The organism is Qipengyuania sp. B-5, assembly GCF_056857815.1.
The window spans coordinates 210,343-227,186 of record NZ_JBSXNU010000054.1; the positions used below are offsets into that span (position 1 = coordinate 210,343).

Here is a 16,844-nt window from a genome sequence, read left to right on the forward strand (position 1 = left end):
CCAGAATCCGCTTATGTCCCTCCGCTCGGCCTTCATCGGATTGGCTCTCCTCACTGCCCTATGCGGCGGGGGACTTTACGTGCTGCAAAGCCATTTCGGACGCGAGACTCAGATGCGCGATGCGGAACGGGCCTTTCTTACCGGGCATGCAGCCCCGGACAGCATAGTAGCCACCGATCCCTCGCCATCCCGGGGCGACTCCGCGAGCGTTCCCGCCGAACCTGCCGCCCTGAGAAATGAGGAACCGCTGACACTGGATAGCTGGTATGCGGACGCCGGTTCGAACGAAGGCCCCGCGGACACGGACCCTGAAGACAAGAGCTACCTGATCAACGATGCCCAACCTCTGGTCAGCGCCGAACCTATTTGATCGTTCTGGAACCGCGATCCCTGCGGGTCGGTTGTTCTCACATGGCACAGGACGATCCGCCTGAAGATCAAGACAAAAGCACGGCGTGGGCAGAGTTTCGGACCGACCTGGCCGAAGATCGCAACATCATGGCGATGGAGCGGACCTTCGCGGGATGGATGCGTACAGCCTTTGCCGCGATCGGCATCGGCCTCGCATTCAAGGCCGTGTTCGGGGAATTCGATCCGCCATGGCTGGCCAAGGCGATTGCCACGATCTTCATCCTTGCCGGAGGCTGGTTAGCGATCAATGCACAAAGAAGGACCTATCACACGCTCAAAAAGCTTGATTCGCATAAGCTCGATCCGATCAAGCAGCCGAATTTCCGCCTGCTCGCCTATTCGGTAGCGTTCGGAGCACTACTGCTGACCGCCGGGCTGTGGCTCCTTAACGACGGGAATCTCGACAGCAATTAATCAGGTGCCGTCGCCGCGCAGGCCGTCTGGCTTTTTGCCCTTGCCGTATTTGTCGACATTGTCATCGTGATTTTCCTCGCCGAGATAGGCACCCATGTCGATGCGGCCCGAACTTTCCATGTCGCGCATGTGATCGACCGTATCCTGCGTCGAATCGTTCATCAGGCCGGACACGTTCTCGCTCTTCTCGCTTTCGGTCGGTGAGTGGGTTTCGGTGGTCACTCCGCGGGCTTGCTCGGCGACTTCCTGCGCTTGATTGCGGTGATCGTCCTGCTCATCGTTATGTGTTTCGGGGGCGAGGCCCGCCTGGCGCGCTTCCTGGCTTTCGCCAACCGGGGTGTTCTTGCTGTCGCTCATCGAAAATCTCCTTTTCGAATCAACGAGCGGAGCTTCCGCCCCGTTCCCGCTTCTTGCCCGCTATCTGGTAGGAACCGGCTCCTCGCCCGAATAATCGTAGAACCCGCGCCCGGTCTTGCGCCCCAGCCAGCCGGCCTCGACATATTTCACCAGCAGCGGCGCGGGCCGATATTTGGTGTCGCGCGTAGTCTTGTAGAGCACCATCAGGATGTCGAGGCAGGTATCCAGTCCCACGAAATCGGCCAGTTGCAGCGGCCCCATCGGGTGGTTCAGGCCGAGGCGACACCCCTTGTCGATATCCTCGATGCCGGCGATCGACTGGCCGAGCACGAAGACGGCTTCGTTGATCATGGGCAGAAGGATACGGTTGACCACAAACCCTGGTTCGTCCTGGCTCAGCACCACTTCCTTACCGAGCGCCTCGGCGAAAGCTCGGGTACGGGCAGTCGTGGTTTCCGAGGTGGCAAGACCGGGGATTACTTCGATCAGCCCCATGACGGGCACGGGATTGAAGAAGTGCAGCCCGATGAAGCGGGCCGGATCGGGCGCATAGTTTGCCATGCGGGTGATAGGAATCGAACTGGTGTTCGAGGCCATGATGGCATCGGCGCCCAGCTTCTCGCCCGCTTTCTCGAAGATCGCCTTCTTGATTTCTTCCTTCTCGGTCGCCGCCTCGATGATGAATTCGGCCTCGCCCATCCCGTTGTAGTCGCCGACCGGGGTGATGCGCTTCATCGCGGCGTCCGCTTCAGCGATCTCGATCTTGCCGCGTCCGACCAGCTTGCTGAACGCCTTGTCGATCTTGCCGACAGCCTGTTCGGCCAGTTCGAGACTGACGTCGGCGAGCAGCACATCCATGCCGTTCTGGGCGATGGTCTGGGCGATGCCCGAACCCATCTGGCCCGCGCCGATAATGGCGATCGTCTTGCTCATCGAAAAATCCCTTCGCACCTGCAGCAAAACGCGCGGTCTAACGAGGGAGAGGAGCCTTGGCTAGCGATTAGCGCCCGGAATCCATTTCACGTCGTCCCTACCGCCGTCGTTCGCGACGCGGGCAAGCACGAAGAGGTAATCCGACAGGCGGTTGATATAGGCAAGCGCCTGCGGATTGGTCGGCTCGGTAGCCGCCATGGACGTCATCGCACGCTCGGCGCGGCGCGCCGCGGCGCGTGCGACATGGAGGCGCGCGGCCTGCTCGGTACCGCCCGGCAGCACGAAGCTGGTCAGCGGCTCGAGATTCGCGTTGAGGGCATCGATACCCTTCTCCAGCCATTCGACCTGCGCCGATACGATCCGCAGCACCATTTCGGACGGGCTGAAATCGTCACCCTCCCCGGCCGGTGTGGCAAGGTCGGCGCCAAGATCAAAAAGGTCGTTCTGGATGCGATTGAGCGCCTCGCCATGCTCGCCGGGGGCCAGCGCCACGGCAGCGAGACCGAGCGCGGAGTTCGCCTCGTCCACCGCGCCAATCGCTTCCATGCACGCGGCGTGCTTGGGCAGGCGCGAACCATCGACGAGGCCCGTGGTGCCGTCGTCCCCGGTACGGGTGTATATCTTGTTGAGCTTGACCACTGGCGGCGGCGGATCAGCTGGCGGTTGCGAGGATGACCGCGATTACTACGATCGCCACCGCCTGCCATTTCACGCGTGCCATCATCGCCTTGTTCTGCTTCAGCTGCATCTGTGTGGCGTCGACCTGCTCGCCGCTTTGCAGATCGATCTTGGTGCTTTGCAGGAAAGCGACCACTCCGCGCACGAGCGAGATGACGACCATGATCATGGCCAGGAGCAGGACAATGACGAGGACTGTGTTCATGTCCCCCTACTTAGGCGCTCGCCAGCGTAATACCAGCGGAGAATTCCCCCTTCCGAAGCTGGCGGGCGAGCGCGAGCCCGTCTTCGCCTGCTGCGCGGCGGTCGGCCAGGCTGGGCGAGCCGCGCCGCTTGGCCAGCTTCTCGCCTTCCTCGTCCAGCAGAACCGGGTGATGGTGCCATGTCGGCACCGGCAGGCCGAGCAGTTCCTCCAATACACGGTGGATATGCGTGGAGGAAAACAGGTCCTGCCCGCGCGTGACCAGTGTCACCCCGTCGGCGGCATCATCGAGCGTCGCGGCGAGATGGTAGCTCGCCGGCGCATCCTTCCTGACCAGCACGACATCGCCGAAGGGCCTCGGATCGGCGATCTGCGTGCCGCCCACCTCGTCTTCCCAGAACAGCTCACCCAATGTCGTCATCGCGCGGTCGACATTGAGCCTCAGCGCCGCCGGCTTGTCCGGATCGAGCGCCTGTCCCTTGCAGGTGCCGGGATAGACCGCGCCTTCCGGGCCCATGCGCGGTCCCAGCGCAGCGATATCCTTGCGCGTGCAGGTGCAGGGATAGAGCAGGCCTTCGTGCAGCAGGTACTGCGCCGCCTCCTCGTAATTCGCCAGCCGGGTCGATTGTGCAGGCACCTCCTCCCATTCGAGACCCAGCCAGGCTAGATCCGCGCGAAATTCCTCTGCCTTTTCGGGCAGCGAGCGTTCGCCGTCGATATCCTCGATCCGCAGAAGGAAGCGCCCGCCCCGCTCTTTCGCGATATCGTGCGCCGTAATCGCCGAAAAGGCGTGACCGAGATGCAACGATCCGTTGGGACTCGGCGCGAAACGGGTAACCACCATGCGTGCTTCCTATCGCGGCCCATGTGGATATGCACGGGACAAGTCTGTGGAAAGCCAGTGCGTAACACACTTGACGCTTTCCCGTGCAAGTGGATGTATCAAACCCAAGAGATCGGGGAGAACGCCAAAGTGTTCAGGGCCGAACTGCTGGAACGGGCCGCCAGGTTCCGAAGTAGCGCCGAGGATCCGACGCGCAATCTGCAATCGTGCCCTAGCCTGGTGCTCAACGCAGACTATACGCCGCTCTCCTATTACCCGCTCAGCCTGTGGCCCTGGCAGACGGCGATCAAGGCGATCTTCCTCGACCGGGTGGACGTGATCGAGACCTACGACCGCGAGGTCCATTCGCCCAATCTCGACATGAAGATCCCCAGCGTGATCGCGCTGAAGCAATATGTGAAGCCGTCCGAATTTCCGGCCTTCACGCGCTTCAACGTCTTCCTGCGCGACCGGTTTTCCTGCCAGTTCTGCGGCGACCAGCACAATCTCACCTTCGACCATGTCGTCCCCCGCCGACTGGGCGGCAAGACGACATGGGAAAACATCGCCACCGCCTGCGCGCCCTGCAACATGAAGAAGGGCGGCCGCACACCGAAGCAGGCCGGGATGCAGCTCTATGCCGAACCGATCCGCCCGACGCATTGGCAGTTGCAGCAGCACGGCAAGCAGTTCCCGCCGAACTACCTCCACGAAACCTGGCGCGACTGGCTCTATTGGGACATCGAACTGGAAGCGTGATTCGTTCAGCGTCGCGAGTGTGACGCTGAGACATGGACCACCTGTTACACTGTCCAAGAGCTAAAAAGCTGGAGGGAGCGGTAGCCCGTTTTCTACGGTGTTTGTGGAGGGGAAACTGGCAACGCATCATGCCGCGATGGCATAAATTGCGGGATGTAGGACAGCACGTGCGGGAAGTCTGCTAATGACGCCATTCAGGACATTCCAATGCCTCGCAAAACTGCATAAAAGCGGACTGTGATTTTACGGTTGCTCTGTTTTGCCGGCGTCGGGCTATTATCGGGATGCGCAACCGCTCCGTCGACCGCTGATGTTGAATGGCAGCCGTTCGGGCCTGTCTCCTGGGAAGAAGACCCCAAAAGAATGGCTGACCTAAACGCCATTTCCGGCGATGAGAAATTTAAGGCGCTACCAGCCCGAGTTCGATGCCCAGGCGGCCGGGTCACGCTTCATCACTCCAATGACATTCCTTTCGACAAATTCTGGATCTCATCGGACGCCAGACAAGCAGCTATTTCCGGAGGCTGGCTCGGTGGTGAATTGCTCGGTAGCGGCGGTGTTTGCTATTTTTCGAGGATAGAGAACAAGTGGGTCCGACAGGGCTGCGTCTCCACTTGGTCGGTCTAATATGGTGACCGCTTTTGAGGTTTCCTTGGCTAACAGCCGACGGTCGCAAATCCACCCCATTTTAGTTATCAGGTAACCGCTGCCCGCTCGCGAAATTCGTCGCGCTGCCATTCGCCGGCTTCGAGCACTTCTGCCAGATGCCGCGCGGCTTCGGTCATATCCTCGAAGCGTAGATAGGCCGGGGCGAAGCCGAAGCGGAGGATATCGGGATCGCGGAAGTCGCCGATGACGCCGCGGGCGATCAGCGCTTGGCAGATCGCGTAGGCTTCGCCCGCACGGAAGGAAAGCTGGCTGCCGCGCTGGGCGGGGTCTGCCGGGCTGACGAGGTCGAGGGCCACGCCGCCTTCGGCGAGGCACTGGCGGAAGAACTCGGACAGTTTCTGCGATTTCGCATAGAGCCGGTCGACGCCGATTTCGGCGATGAGGTCGACGCCCACTTCCAGCGCGGCGAGGCCGAGGATCGGAGGCGTGCCACAGAGCAGTTTCTCGATGCCGGGTGCGGGCGCGTAATCATCGCTGAAGGCGAAAGGGGCGGCGTGGCCCATCCAGCCGGTCAGCGGTTGTTGCGCGGTTTCCAGATGCCGTTCGGCGACGAAGGCATAGGCCGGCGCGCCGGGGCCGCCATTGAAATACTTGTAGCCGCAACCGACGGCAAAGTCGGCTCCGCACCCGTTCAGGTCCATCGGCAACGCGCCGCCCGAGTGCGAGAGGTCCCACAGCACCAGCGCGCCTGCATCATGTGCGGCGCGGGTCAGTTCCGCCATGTCGAACAGCTCGCCTGTCTTGTAATGCGTATGGGTGAGCAGCAGCAGGGCGACGCTTTCATCCAGCGCTTCGATCAGCTTGCCACGCTCGGCCAGTCGCCGTGTCGCAAGGCCCTGCTTCTCCAGCCCTTCGATCATGTAGAGGTCGGTCGGGAAATTACCGGGTTCGCTGAGAACGACCTTGCGATCCGGCCTCATCGCCAGCGCGGCGGAGATTAGCTTGAACAGGTTCACACTGGTCGAATCGCAGGCGATCACTTCGTGCGGCTGCGCGCCGATCAGCGGGGCGATTTTTGCCCCGACGCGGGCGGGCATGTCGATCCAGCCGGCACTGTTCCAGCTGCGGATGAGGTCCTGCCCCCACTCTTCGCGCACCACCTGTTCGATCCGTGCTGGCGTTGCCTTGGGCAGGCAACCCAGCGAATTGCCATCGAGGTAGATCACGCCTTCGGGCACGAGGAAGCGTTCGCGATATTCCGCCAGCGGATCGCCCGCATCGAGCACTCTTGCCCGGTCGAGCATCACGCAAGCTCCCGCAGGATCGCACGGCACAGCCCGGCATCGCCGCCGCCGACCTTGAGCGGCAGGGCGATCAGTTCGTAACGCCCTTCCGGCACGTCATCGAGCACCAGCCCTTCGAGAATGCGCATATCGTGTTTCAGCACCGCGTGATGCGCGTCCATCGCCTTGCTCTCCTGCGGATCGACGCTGGGCGCATCGGTGCCGATCAGCTTGACGCCCTGCAGCGCGAGCCATTCGACCGTTTCGGCGGCGATCGGCAGCCAGTCGCTGCGCCATTCGTCATGCGGGAACGCGTCCCAGGTGCGGAACAGCACGCGGTCGACACTGTCGATATGCGGCAGGTCGGCCACGTCGACTTCACCGTTCACGCCGCGCGCATCGACTACCAGGCAGGTGCCGATATAGGGGTCGAGCTCCATGCTCGCTGCGTCGAGCCCGTCTTCGGCATAATGCAGGGGCGCATCGGCGTGGGTGCCCGAATGCGTGCTCATGGTCATCTTGCCGACATTTACGGGCGAGCCTTCGTCCATCCGCCATGTGCGCTCGAAAGCGAATGCGGTATCGCCCGGCCAGACGGGCAGGCCCGGACGGAGGACCTGGCTGATATCCCAGATACGGCGCTTGCTCTTCCAGCTGCTCATAGGGCCGTCCTCACGCTGAGAAGTTCGGGGAAGAAGGCAGCCTTAAGCACACCCGCGAGATACGGAACGCCAGGAGTACCGCCGGTGCCCTTCTTGAAACCGATGATCCGCTCGACCGTCTTGAGATGGCCGAAGCGCCAGCGCTGGAAATGGTATTCGAGATCGACCAGCTTTTCGGCCAGTTCGTAGAGGTCCCAATATTCCTTCGGGTCACGGTAAATCTCTGCCCAGGCCGACTCGACTGCCGGAGAATGCTCCCACGCGCTGCCATGATCGCGCCGCAGGATGTCGTCCGGAATGTCGAACCCGCGCCGCGCCAGCAGCGCGATGGCCTCGGCATAGATGCTCTTGCGGGTGAGCTCCTCGCGCAGCCCCCCCGCTACTTCGGGCGTCGCTTCGTGCATGGTGATCATGTCCGGATTGCGCCCGCCGAGCAGGAATTCCATCATCCGGTACTGCGCGCTCTGGAACCCGCTCGATCCGCCGAGGAAGGGGCGGATGGTCGAATAGTCATGCGGGGTCATGGTGCTGAGCACGTCCCAGCTCTGGATCAGCTGCCCCTGCGCACGCGCCACGCGGGCGAGCATTTTGAAGGCGGGGCGCAGCCGGTCCTGCTGGATGCAGGTCCGGGCTTCCTCCAGCTCGTGGAGGCACAGCTTGAGCCACAGCTCACTGGCCTGGTGGACGATGATGAACAGCATCTCGTCATGCGCATCGCTGGCCGGATGCTGCGCGGAAAGAATACGGTCGAGGTCGAGATAGCTCGAATAGGTAACGTCGGAAGCCATGCCCGCCGCCCTAGCGCGCATTGCGCGCCGCGCAAACTACTGGTCGATGACCTTCGTTTCAGGATGATGTCTGTCGAGATGTTTCCTGATCGTCTTCAGGTTCCTGCTGTTCGACCGGTAAACGAGGTCGAACGCATCCCCCACCAGAGGTACCGCGCCCACCGCCGTATCGAAACCGATGCGGCCCATCATGTGCCACAGCTTCCATTTCGGCAGGCCGAGATTGCGCGCTTCCCAGACGATGTAACTACCCATAGCGGCCGTAATCAGATCGCCGATCACGGGCACGAGACCCACGATGGTATCGAGACCGATCCGGTAGTTCGTGCCCGGCAAGACCAGGCTGCGCTCGAGGATCATCTCCATCGCTTCGACCCGGCGACGGATCGACTGAGGATCGCTGCCAGTCGGAAAGTCGAAACGCAGCGGTCCCGTGGTGCCTTGCGAACCGAATCCCGTGTTCCCAGAGGCATTCTCAGGCTCGATCGGCGTAAGGCGATTGTCTTCCATCGGGCCTAGATGGGGGCGCGGCTCAATGGGAACAAGGGATGGAAAGCCCAGCTGTTTTCCGAAAATCCTTCCACCCCCGCCCGCACCTGCGACCAGCGGATAGGCGCGCCCAGGGGGATGTAGAGATTGGTCGCGGTGAGCGTCTGTTCCGCTTCGGAAAGGTACGACGCTTCTTCCGCCGGGTTCGCCGCGTCGACCGAAAGCTGGACGAGGAAATCCACGTCCGCCGAACAGACTGGTGCCGAAACCTCGCAATTGAACTGGTTCAGGAACCAGCGCGCGCCGGGATAACGCGCAACCGTATCGCGCAGGGTTAGGTCGGCATACTCTGCGCTTTGGACCCTTTCCAGATCGACCCCGATCGCCGAGAAATCTCGTGCAAGGGCGGAAAAGAGAAAGTCGGAGCCGGGACCGGGCGGCAGTGCGATGGCAAGCATGACATCGCTACCGGCCCCATTTTTCCATTGCTGCACGATCGAGGAAGCGCGCGCGCGCCGCTCTTCCAGCGAAAGACCCTGCCAGCGTTCGCCCACCGTACCATCATCGCCCGGCAGGCCATCGGCCACGATCCGGCTCGATCCGGTCCAGCCGGCAAGGTTGAACTGCTGCACAAGTGCGGGCCGATCTATCGCCAGCGCCAGCGCTTCGCGGTTAGTCGGTGAAGCGAGAAAACCCTCGGGCCGCACCACATCCAGCCCGTAGAGTCCGATTGCCGGATCCACCCGTACCGTGCCGCGCGACAGGGCCCCGGTAATGGCCAGTGGCAAGGTCTCCAGCCGTCCGCCAAGGAGAATGTCGACCTGTCCCTGTGCGAAGGCGCGAGCCGCCGCTTGCGGCGCAAGGGGGCTGATGCGCACCGTCCTGACCTGGTCTTCCCAGTCGTCCTGCGGGGACAAGCCCCGCTGTTCAGGGGGCAAGGCCTGAAGCACGGCCGCGCCGTTATCGAGATTCGCCACCATCGGCCCCGCATCGGTATTGCGCAGGGCAATACCCAGTTCGGGCTGGGCGAGCAGGCTGAGAAAGCCCGGCATCGGGCTGCGCAGACGTATCTCGATGACCCGCCCCGTCATTGCGCGCACATCGAGCACCTTTTCCAGATCGAAACCGAGGCTGGTGCCATCGAGCCGGTCGATCGTGCGGTCGAGGCTGTCCGCCACGGCCTGCGCCGTCAGGCGCGTTCCATCCGGCAGATCGAATTCCCTGATTCGGAAGATGTAGCTTTCCCCGTCGTCGGTCACGATCCAGCGTTCGGCCAGTCCGGGGACCACTTCGCCCTGCGCGTTCAGGCGCACGAGGCCCTGCCGCTGGGCGGAACGCATCAACTGCGCCCCGGCGTTCAGTTCCCGATCGGAGGAAAACAGCGATGCGGTTGTACCGATATAGGCCACGTCGACCTCGCCGTCATCCGCGCCGGCGCTGCAGGCGCCCAGCAGGGCGAAGATCAGCAGGACCGGAATGGGGCAGCGCATAATTCCGACGTAGCAGCGCCGCGCCTATGTTCAAGCACGCCGTTCAGACCTGGCGGACACCCCAGACGTGCGTTGCCGGAGCGACTGCGGGGCGGGCATAGCGCGGTGCCTCGGACTTTTCGCGCACGAGGCTGGTGCGGGCGAGTCCGGCATCGACCGGTTCGTCAAAGGAAATCCCAACGCGCGCGCTCTGGCTCCACGCCACCACACCGCCTACTTCGCCAATCTTTTTCAAGGTGACTACAACGCGTTGCCCGGCTGAGGCGATCAGTTCGCCTTCTATCATCATGCCGCCATCGGAAAGGTTGCGGACCTTGACCCGTTCGCTCCGCACAGACCCTTCGAGCCGCACGTCGGCCATGAGGAAAAGGCTGTCGCGCTTCAGATTGCGCGTGTCGATTGCAGTCATCACACTTCGCTTCCCGTTATTACCGATCCCGGTCGCGTCCTGTCCCAATGGCAAGAAACCTACGCGCAGGATGATAACCAATGGTTGGCGAAAACGGTTAATCCGCTAACTTTTCCAGTAAGACGTTCAATCGTCGCGCGAAATTTTCTCGCGGCGTTCATGCGCTTCCTGCGCTTCGACCGTCATGGTCGCGACCGGCCGGGCGATAAGACGCTTCAGGCCGATCGGATCGCCGGTCACTTCGCACCAGCCATATTCGCCCTGGTCGATCCGCCGCAGGGCAGCGTCGATTTTCGAGATTAGCTTGCGCTGGCGATCACGGGTCCGCAGTTCGATACCCCAGTCGGTTTCCGAAGAGGCCCGATCATTGAGGTCGGGTTCGCGGATCGGACCATCCTGCAGGGATTGGAGCGTCTGGTCGGCCGCATCGTGGATCGATTTCTTCCAGTCGAGCAAAAGCATGCGGAAATAATCGAGCTGCCTGTCTCCCATGTATTCTTCGTCATCAGAGGGCACATAATCAGGGTCGACGGCAGCCTTCGCCTTGGCGAGCTTTTCCGAAACATTCGAAGCCGTAGTGGCCATTGAGTGTGGTACCCTTCTTCCCAACTCTCTTGTGCGGAGTGCCGCCTTCCCGCTGGCCCGGATTTTTCCGGCTCCCGCGGCGCTCCGATGGCGCGGCCTATAGGAGCGCCACAGAATCCCCGCAAGCGGCTTTCGGGAATTCCCATAGGCTGTGACAGATTAAGCGCAGACTACCGAAGAGGATCGACGCAATTCGATGCTTTTTGCCGTTAACTATTTATTGACCATAACAGGCGAACGTGGACTTCACCGGCGGGGGCCGGATCCGGAACGGGGGAGTTTCCGAACATGCAACTCAAGGCCATTGAAGGCGGCGCAGGCCGTATCGAGCAGGACGACGAAGCCCTGGTCACCATCAAAGAATATATGCGTGAGTACGAGAACGGTAGTCTCGATGCGCTCTACGATCTGGGAGTCGTCTTTTCGACCGGCAGCCACGGCTGCTGCGCCGACATGATCGAAGCCCACAAATGGTTCAATATCGCTGCCTCGAAGGGTCACGAAGAAGCAGCCTGGTGCCGGGCGGATGTTTCCGACGAGATGACTGCCCGCGAGATCGCCGAAGCCCAGCGCCGCGCACGCGAATGGCTGGCAGACGGATCGCGCAAGGTTGCCTGAATCAACCCCCTTTGCGGAAGGGCGTTCGACTCTCGAGATAATTGCGATCGGCGGTCACGCCTTCGCGCTCGCGCTCGAGGAAATCCGCCACCGCCGCGCGGAAGCCGGGGTCGGCAATCCAGTGGGCGGAAACGGTCTCGACCGGTTCGTAGCCGCGGGCCAGCTTGTGCCCGCCCTGCGCACCCGCCTCGACCCGCGATAGGCCCCGCTCGATCGCCAGATCAATAGCCTGATAATAGCACAGCTCGAAATGCAGGAAGCGGACCTGCTTCGTGCAGCCCCAATATCGCCCGTAGATTGCCTCGGCGCCGATGAAGTTGAGTGCCCCGGCAATGGGTTCGCCGTCTTCCAGCGCCAGTACCAGCACGATTTTTTCGCCCATCCTTTCGCCCAGCAGGTCGAAGGTTGCGCGGGTCAGATAGGGCTGGCCCCACTTTCGCGCCCCGGTGTCCTGGTAGAAATGCCAGAACGCATCCCAGTGTTCGGAGCGGATGGCATCGCCGGTGAGCCGGACGATCTCCAAACCTGCCTGCGCAGCAGCGCGTTCCTTGCGCAGATCCTTGCGCTTGCGCGAGGTCAGCGTGGCGAGGAAATCGTCGAAACTCCCGAAACCCTGATTGATCCAGTGGAACTGGATATCGCTCCGCAGCAGCCACCCCGATGCTTCGAACAGCGGAACCTGATCCGGTTCGATGAAGGTGGCGTGGGCAGAGGAGAACCGGTTCTGCAGGCAAAGCTGCTCGGCCGCCGACAGCAGCGGCGGGGCCAGCGCCGGGTCCGACAGCAACAGTCGCGGTCCCGTGGCAGGGGTAAAGGGTACGGCGATCTGCAGCTTGGGGTAATAGCTTCCTCCGGCCCGCTCATAGGCATCGGCCCAGCTATGGTCGAAGACATATTCGCCCTGACTGTGACCCTTGGCGTAGGCGGGCATGGCGGCAAGTGGCGGGCCGTCACCGGAAGAAATCGCCAGCGGAACGGGTTGCCAGCCCGTGCCGGGCCCAACGCTGCCAGAATCTTCCAGCGCGGTGAGGAATTCATGGGAAACGAAGGGATTGTCGCCTGCCAGCGCGTTCCATGCCGCGGCGTCTATCGAGCCGACCGATCCGGCGATTCGCGCGGCTAGTCCTTCCCCGTTCACGTCAGGCCTTCTCCCTCGGCGATCAAGGCGTCTGCATGCTCCAGGCCGTGCGCGCGAGCGGCGGGAGAATCCACCGTCCAGGTCAGGACCGGCATACCGCGGCCTTGAAGCGCGGAGACCATCGAATTGGGTAATGCCGCAACATGATAGGCCAGGAATTCAGGCTTCGCGACCCACAGCGCCATGTGCCGCTGCCACGCCTTCTGGGTCATGCCGACTTTATCTTCACGCATCACGAGGCCGCAGACCGTCTGCGGCGAGTGCTTTACGAACCACACGCATACGCGCGGGTCGAAGCTCATCACCGCATACGGCCCGTCATAGCCTTCGAGCGCCTTCGCCACCGCACGGCAGCTGCGTTTCACATCGTATCCGCGCCGTGACTTGATCTCGATCAGGATCGGCACTCGTCCGCCGACGATTGGCAGCAGGTCGTCGAGCCGCGCCAGCTTGTGCTCGCTGTCGAGGAAGGCGATCTGCGCCAGTTCCTCCGCGCTATGCGCGGCAAGCGGCCCGCTTACACCGGTCAGCCGTTCGAGCTCCCAGTCATGGACAAGCATGGCACAGCCATCGCGGCTGCGCTGGATATCGCATTCGATGCCCAAGCCGCGCTCGACTGCCAGCGCGAAGCCGGCGAGCGAATTCTCCGGCACGCCCGGGCCATGCAGCCCGCGATGGGCATAGGTCCATTCACGCAACCACCCGACCCGCGCTGGATCGGGCGAGTGAACGATCAACCGGTCAAGCGGGGCGAAGAGCGACAATCGCGTCAACCTCGACCGCGGCGTCGAGCGGGAGCACCGGTACGCCGACCGCGCTGCGAGCATGGCGGCCCGCATCGCCGAACACTTCGGCCATCAGGTCGCTGCACCCGTTCACCACCTTGGGCTGACCTGTAAAGTTCGGCACACTACTAACGAAACCGCCCAGCTTGACGACCTTCTCCACGCGGTCGAGCAGGCCTGCCGCCTTCAACTGCGCGAGGATCATCAAACCGCAGGCGCGCGCCGCTTCCTGTCCGCGTTCGAGCGTGACGTCCTGGCCCAGCTTGCCGGTAACGAGATTGCCATCGACAAATGGCAATTGGCCCGAGACATAGGCCGTGTCGCCCGACACAACGAGCGGCTGATAGCTGGCAACGGGCGCAGCCGCTTCGGGCAGCGTTATACCCAGCTCTTCCAATTTGGTTTCGATACTCATGCGTTTTCCCTTTCCAGTTGCGCTCGCAGCCACGGCAAAGCATCATCCCAGCTGTCGATCCGCGCGTCGGCATGGCCCGAACTATGGGCGCAGTCGATATGCGGGGCGAGCATAGGCTCGCCGCACAGGTGGAGCGTCGTGATGTCCGAAATCGTTTCGCGCGCGGACCGGTGGTGCTGCGCCAGATCGTCGATGAAAATCGCCTTAGACGGGCGATATTCCTGAAGGATGTTCTGCAGTGCCGGGCCCTTGGGGCCCTGGTTGGTGAAGACTCGTGCGTTGAGGCCGTGGCCCGCAAGCTGCTCTGTCCGCATCGCTTGCCGCTTGTCCACGAGATTGGTGAGGATCACCACATCGGCTTCCTCGGCCAGTGTGTTGATCCCCTCGATCGCTCCCGGAATCGGGGCCTGCCTGTGCATTTCGGTGTCGAAAAACTGACCGAGCTTGCGCCAGATTTCATCCTGCTCGAGCACCTCGCCACTGTCCTGCCAGCGCAGCGCCTGCGAAAAATCATTGCCGCTCATGCGGAATTCCACGCCCTGCGTTTCGGCCAGCCAGTCCCTGAAGGGCGAGACCATGTAGAGCAACACCTCGTCGCAGTCGGAAATGATCAAGGGGCGGGTCATGCGTTCAATTCCTTCGCGGCAGCGACAAGGGTTTCGGGTCTGGTGTTAAGGGCATCGGCAGCGGCGACGAGATCGGATTCGTGGCCTGCGAGAAAGTCCAACACCGCGGCCTGGACGCTGCGGTCGTCGATACCGTGGCGCAGACGTTCGGGGGTGAGACCAGTCAATGAAAGCAGGCGCTCAGCGCGCTTTTCATCGGTCAGCGCCCAGCCGAGCGCTTCCAGTGCGAACACCTCCGGCGTGCGCTCGTCTCGATCCGCCGATTTATCGCTTACCGGAATTGTCAGTCCTTTCGCTTGCTCCTAAGCCTGCGGTCCATATTCGCAGGAGTGACTGGCCCCGTGGCAAAGAGAATCCTCGTTGTCGAGGACAACGACCTTAACCGTAAGCTGTTTTGTGACGTGCTGAAGGCGAACGGTTATGAAGTGGTGCCGGTTTCCGACGGAAGCAATGTTCTGGCCACCGCGAAGAAATCCGAACCGCAACTGGTCATTATGGATATCCAGCTTCCCAATGTCAGCGGGGTGGATCTGATCGCGCGGCTGAAGGCCGACAAGTCGCTGGAAAGCATACCCGTTCTTGCCGTCACCGCCTATGCTGGCAAGGGCGATGAAGAGCGGATCCGCGATGCAGGCGCGGAAGATTATCTCGCCAAACCGGTGTCGATCGGCCCCTTCATGGCCGCCGTGCGCAAGCTGCTTTCCGACTGAGAGAAACGGCTGCACGCTTGACAAGCGGCACCGGAAACCGCTTTGCCGCCCCATTCGTTCGGACCCGTAGCACCGCGGGCCGCACCGCTTATTTTGAAGAACTGGACCCACCAATGGACCGTGCAGAGGTAGACGCGAAAATCCGCGAACTTGCCGAACCCTTCAACAAGAAGGGCATCGAGATCAAGGAAGAGACCACTTTCCAGAACGATCTCGAATTCGACAGCCTGACGGTGATGGATTTCGTTGCCGAGATCGAAGACGAATTCGACATCATCATCTCGATGAACCAGCAGGCCGAAATCGAGAATTACGGCCAGCTCGTTGACGCGGTCCACAAGCTCCAGGCCGATTCATGAGCGAAGGCATCCTTCAGCCGGACAAGCCCGAGGCGCTGGAAGGCGATAACCGGGACCTGTTCTCCAAGTTCGACGATGTCATCGCGCTGCGCGAAGGCCTGCTTGCGTATGGGCGGGAGGATCCGTTCAACCTGGTGATGGAAAAGGTGCTCTCGCCCACCCGCGCGATCTGCAACGGGCGCGAGACGATCCTGCTCGGCACCTATAATTACATGGGCATGACCTTCGATCCCGATGTGGTCGAAGCCGGAAAGCAGGCCCTGTCCGATTTCGGTTCCGGCACCACTGGCAGCCGCGTCCTCAACGGCACCTACCAGGGCCACAAGGAATGCGAAGAGGCTTTGCGCGAATTTTACGGGATGGACCATGCGATGGTCTTCTCGACCGGCTACCAGGCCAATCTCGGGATCATCTCCACTATCGCGGGCAAGGGCGATTACATCGTTCTGGACATCGACAGCCATGCCAGCATCTGGGACGGCTGCGCGATGGGCCAGGCCGAAGTCGTGCCGTTCAAACACAACGATATCGAGGCGATGGAAAAGCGCCTGCGCCGCATCCCCGAAGGTGCGGGCAAGCTGGTCGTGCTCGAAGGCGTCTATTCGATGCTCGGCGACATTGCGCCCCTGAAGGAAATGGTCGCCATCGCCAAGAAATACGGCGCCATGGTGCTGGTCGACGAAGCACATTCGATGGGCTTTATCGGCGAGAACGGCCGCGGCGTGGTGGAAGATGCGGGGGTGATCGACGATGTCGATTTCATCATCGGCACTTTCTCCAAGAGTGTCGGCACGGTGGGCGGTTTCTGCGTTTCGAACCACCCGAAGTTCGAGATCATGCGCCTCGTCTGCCGCCCATATGTCTTCACCGCCTCGCTGCCGCCGAGCGTGGTCGCGACTGCGGCCACCAGCATCCGCAAGCTCATGCACGGCTCCAACAAGCGCGCGCATCTGTGGGAAAATTCACGCGCCCTGCACAAGGGTCTGCGCGATCTCGGCTTCAAGCTGGGAACCGAGGAGGCGCAGAGCGCGATCATCGCGGTGATCATGCCCGATCTCGAAAAGGGCGCGCATATGTGGGAGGCGCTGATCCGCGGCGGGCTCTATGTAAACCTTGCACGGCCCCCGGCAACGCCTGCCAACATGACCCTGCTGCGCTGCTCGCTATGCGCCGAGCACAGCGAAGAAGAAGTCGGACAGATACTCGAAATCTTCGAGAAAGCGGGCCGCGAAACCGGGATCATCTGAGACGGCCCATGCCATCGGGTCGCGCCGAACTCTCCATCGCCGATAGGCAAGGAC

General features: G+C 62.0%; 24 protein-coding genes. 7 read left to right on the top strand and 17 right to left on the bottom strand.

Annotated features, from left to right (window positions below):
* Positions 1–13 precede the first annotated feature (13 nt).
* Positions 14–370, top strand: coding sequence for a hypothetical protein (locus tag AC13CE_RS14605; RefSeq protein WP_482972853.1), 357 nt, complete (start codon positions 14–16; stop codon positions 368–370).
* Positions 371–411: 41 nt separating this feature from the next.
* Positions 412–825, top strand: a complete 414-nt coding sequence (locus tag AC13CE_RS14610; protein WP_482972854.1) for a YidH family protein — start codon at positions 412–414, stop codon at positions 823–825.
* Here AC13CE_RS14610 and AC13CE_RS14615 read toward each other — a convergent pair whose 3' ends face one another.
* The 5 genes from AC13CE_RS14615 to gluQRS are packed head-to-tail and all read right to left on the bottom strand — an operon-like array spanning position 826 to position 3,839.
* Positions 826–1,182, bottom strand: a complete 357-nt coding sequence (locus AC13CE_RS14615) for a hypothetical protein (RefSeq protein ID WP_482972855.1) — start codon at positions 1,180–1,182, stop codon at positions 826–828.
* Between the two features lie 60 nt (positions 1,183–1,242).
* Positions 1,243–2,115, bottom strand: coding sequence for a 3-hydroxyacyl-CoA dehydrogenase NAD-binding domain-containing protein (locus tag AC13CE_RS14620; protein ID WP_482972856.1), 873 nt, complete (start codon positions 2,113–2,115; stop codon positions 1,243–1,245).
* 60 nt (positions 2,116–2,175) lie between these two features.
* The gene (locus AC13CE_RS14625; protein ID WP_482972857.1) at positions 2,176–2,754 is read right to left on the bottom strand and encodes a cob(I)yrinic acid a,c-diamide adenosyltransferase; all 579 of its coding nucleotides are present in this window, start codon (positions 2,752–2,754) and stop codon (positions 2,176–2,178) included.
* Positions 2,755–2,767: 13 nt separating this feature from the next.
* Positions 2,768–2,998, bottom strand: a complete 231-nt coding sequence (locus AC13CE_RS14630; protein WP_482972858.1) for a hypothetical protein — start codon at positions 2,996–2,998, stop codon at positions 2,768–2,770.
* A 10-nt stretch (positions 2,999–3,008) separates the two neighbouring features.
* Positions 3,009–3,839, bottom strand: a complete 831-nt coding sequence (gluQRS, locus tag AC13CE_RS14635) for a tRNA glutamyl-Q(34) synthetase GluQRS (RefSeq protein ID WP_482972859.1) — start codon at positions 3,837–3,839, stop codon at positions 3,009–3,011.
* Positions 3,840–3,932: 93 nt separating this feature from the next.
* Between gluQRS and AC13CE_RS14640 the strand changes: the two genes are divergently transcribed.
* Positions 3,933–4,577 (top strand): HNH endonuclease, encoded by a 645-nt coding sequence (locus AC13CE_RS14640; protein WP_247710273.1) that lies wholly within the window; start codon positions 3,933–3,935, stop codon positions 4,575–4,577.
* Between the two features lie 695 nt (positions 4,578–5,272).
* Here the strand turns inward: AC13CE_RS14640 and kynU are convergent.
* The 7 genes from kynU to dksA form a co-directional block, all read right to left on the bottom strand.
* The gene (gene kynU, locus AC13CE_RS14645) at positions 5,273–6,490 is read right to left on the bottom strand and encodes a kynureninase (protein WP_482972860.1); all 1,218 of its coding nucleotides are present in this window, start codon (positions 6,488–6,490) and stop codon (positions 5,273–5,275) included.
* Complete coding sequence (kynB, locus tag AC13CE_RS14650; protein WP_482972861.1) at positions 6,490–7,131, bottom strand: arylformamidase; 642 nt, start codon at positions 7,129–7,131, stop codon at positions 6,490–6,492. Before kynB ends, kynU begins: the two co-directional genes overlap by 1 nt.
* A complete protein-coding gene (locus AC13CE_RS14655) occupies positions 7,128–7,919 on the bottom strand; it encodes a tryptophan 2,3-dioxygenase (RefSeq protein WP_482972862.1) in 792 nt (263 codons plus the stop codon). The genes kynB and AC13CE_RS14655 overlap by 4 nt, the downstream gene beginning before the upstream one ends.
* Positions 7,920–7,955: 36 nt before the next feature.
* Positions 7,956–8,429: a DUF4112 domain-containing protein gene (locus tag AC13CE_RS14660; RefSeq protein WP_221538321.1), complete on the bottom strand. Its 474-nt coding sequence runs from the start codon at positions 8,427–8,429 to the stop codon at positions 7,956–7,958.
* 5 nt (positions 8,430–8,434) lie between these two features.
* A complete protein-coding gene (locus tag AC13CE_RS14665) occupies positions 8,435–9,898 on the bottom strand; it encodes an ABC transporter substrate-binding protein (protein ID WP_482972863.1) in 1,464 nt (487 codons plus the stop codon).
* Positions 9,899–9,941: 43 nt separating this feature from the next.
* A complete protein-coding gene (locus tag AC13CE_RS14670; protein WP_482972864.1) occupies positions 9,942–10,307 on the bottom strand; it encodes a PilZ domain-containing protein in 366 nt (121 codons plus the stop codon).
* A gap of 126 nt (positions 10,308–10,433) precedes the next feature.
* On the bottom strand, positions 10,434–10,892 hold the full coding sequence (gene dksA / locus AC13CE_RS14675) for an RNA polymerase-binding protein DksA (RefSeq protein ID WP_221538318.1): 459 nt from the start codon (positions 10,890–10,892) through the stop codon (positions 10,434–10,436).
* Between the two features lie 288 nt (positions 10,893–11,180).
* Between dksA and AC13CE_RS14680 the strand changes: the two genes are divergently transcribed.
* Positions 11,181–11,510: an SEL1-like repeat protein gene (locus AC13CE_RS14680; RefSeq protein WP_482972865.1), complete on the top strand. Its 330-nt coding sequence runs from the start codon at positions 11,181–11,183 to the stop codon at positions 11,508–11,510.
* A 1-nt stretch (position 11,511) separates the two neighbouring features.
* Here AC13CE_RS14680 and AC13CE_RS14685 read toward each other — a convergent pair whose 3' ends face one another.
* The 5 genes from AC13CE_RS14685 to AC13CE_RS14705 are packed head-to-tail and all read right to left on the bottom strand — an operon-like array spanning position 11,512 to position 14,707.
* The gene (locus AC13CE_RS14685) at positions 11,512–12,648 is read right to left on the bottom strand and encodes a GNAT family N-acetyltransferase (protein ID WP_482972866.1); all 1,137 of its coding nucleotides are present in this window, start codon (positions 12,646–12,648) and stop codon (positions 11,512–11,514) included.
* Entirely contained in the window at positions 12,645–13,412 is a 768-nt protein-coding gene (locus tag AC13CE_RS14690) for a glycerophosphodiester phosphodiesterase family protein (protein ID WP_482972867.1), read from the bottom strand. The genes AC13CE_RS14685 and AC13CE_RS14690 overlap by 4 nt, the downstream gene beginning before the upstream one ends.
* On the bottom strand, positions 13,390–13,848 hold the full coding sequence (locus tag AC13CE_RS14695) for a RidA family protein (RefSeq protein WP_482972868.1): 459 nt from the start codon (positions 13,846–13,848) through the stop codon (positions 13,390–13,392). Before AC13CE_RS14695 ends, AC13CE_RS14690 begins: the two co-directional genes overlap by 23 nt.
* Positions 13,845–14,474: an HAD family hydrolase gene (locus tag AC13CE_RS14700; protein ID WP_221538313.1), complete on the bottom strand. Its 630-nt coding sequence runs from the start codon at positions 14,472–14,474 to the stop codon at positions 13,845–13,847. Before AC13CE_RS14700 ends, AC13CE_RS14695 begins: the two co-directional genes overlap by 4 nt.
* Positions 14,471–14,707 carry a DUF3572 family protein gene (locus tag AC13CE_RS14705; protein WP_482972869.1) on the bottom strand — a complete coding sequence of 79 codons (237 nt, stop codon included), beginning with the start codon at positions 14,705–14,707 and terminating at the stop codon, positions 14,471–14,473. Before AC13CE_RS14705 ends, AC13CE_RS14700 begins: the two co-directional genes overlap by 4 nt.
* A 108-nt stretch (positions 14,708–14,815) precedes the next feature.
* On the opposite strand from AC13CE_RS14705, the gene AC13CE_RS14710 reads away from it, so the two are divergent.
* From AC13CE_RS14710 to spt, 3 genes are all read left to right on the top strand, one after another.
* Complete coding sequence (locus tag AC13CE_RS14710; protein WP_221538312.1) at positions 14,816–15,184, top strand: response regulator; 369 nt, start codon at positions 14,816–14,818, stop codon at positions 15,182–15,184.
* Between the two features lie 113 nt (positions 15,185–15,297).
* Complete coding sequence (locus AC13CE_RS14715) at positions 15,298–15,543, top strand: acyl carrier protein (RefSeq protein ID WP_221538311.1); 246 nt, start codon at positions 15,298–15,300, stop codon at positions 15,541–15,543.
* A complete protein-coding gene (spt, locus tag AC13CE_RS14720) occupies positions 15,540–16,790 on the top strand; it encodes a serine palmitoyltransferase (RefSeq protein WP_482972870.1) in 1,251 nt (416 codons plus the stop codon). Before AC13CE_RS14715 ends, spt begins: the two co-directional genes overlap by 4 nt.
* Positions 16,791–16,844: the final 54 nt, after the last annotated feature.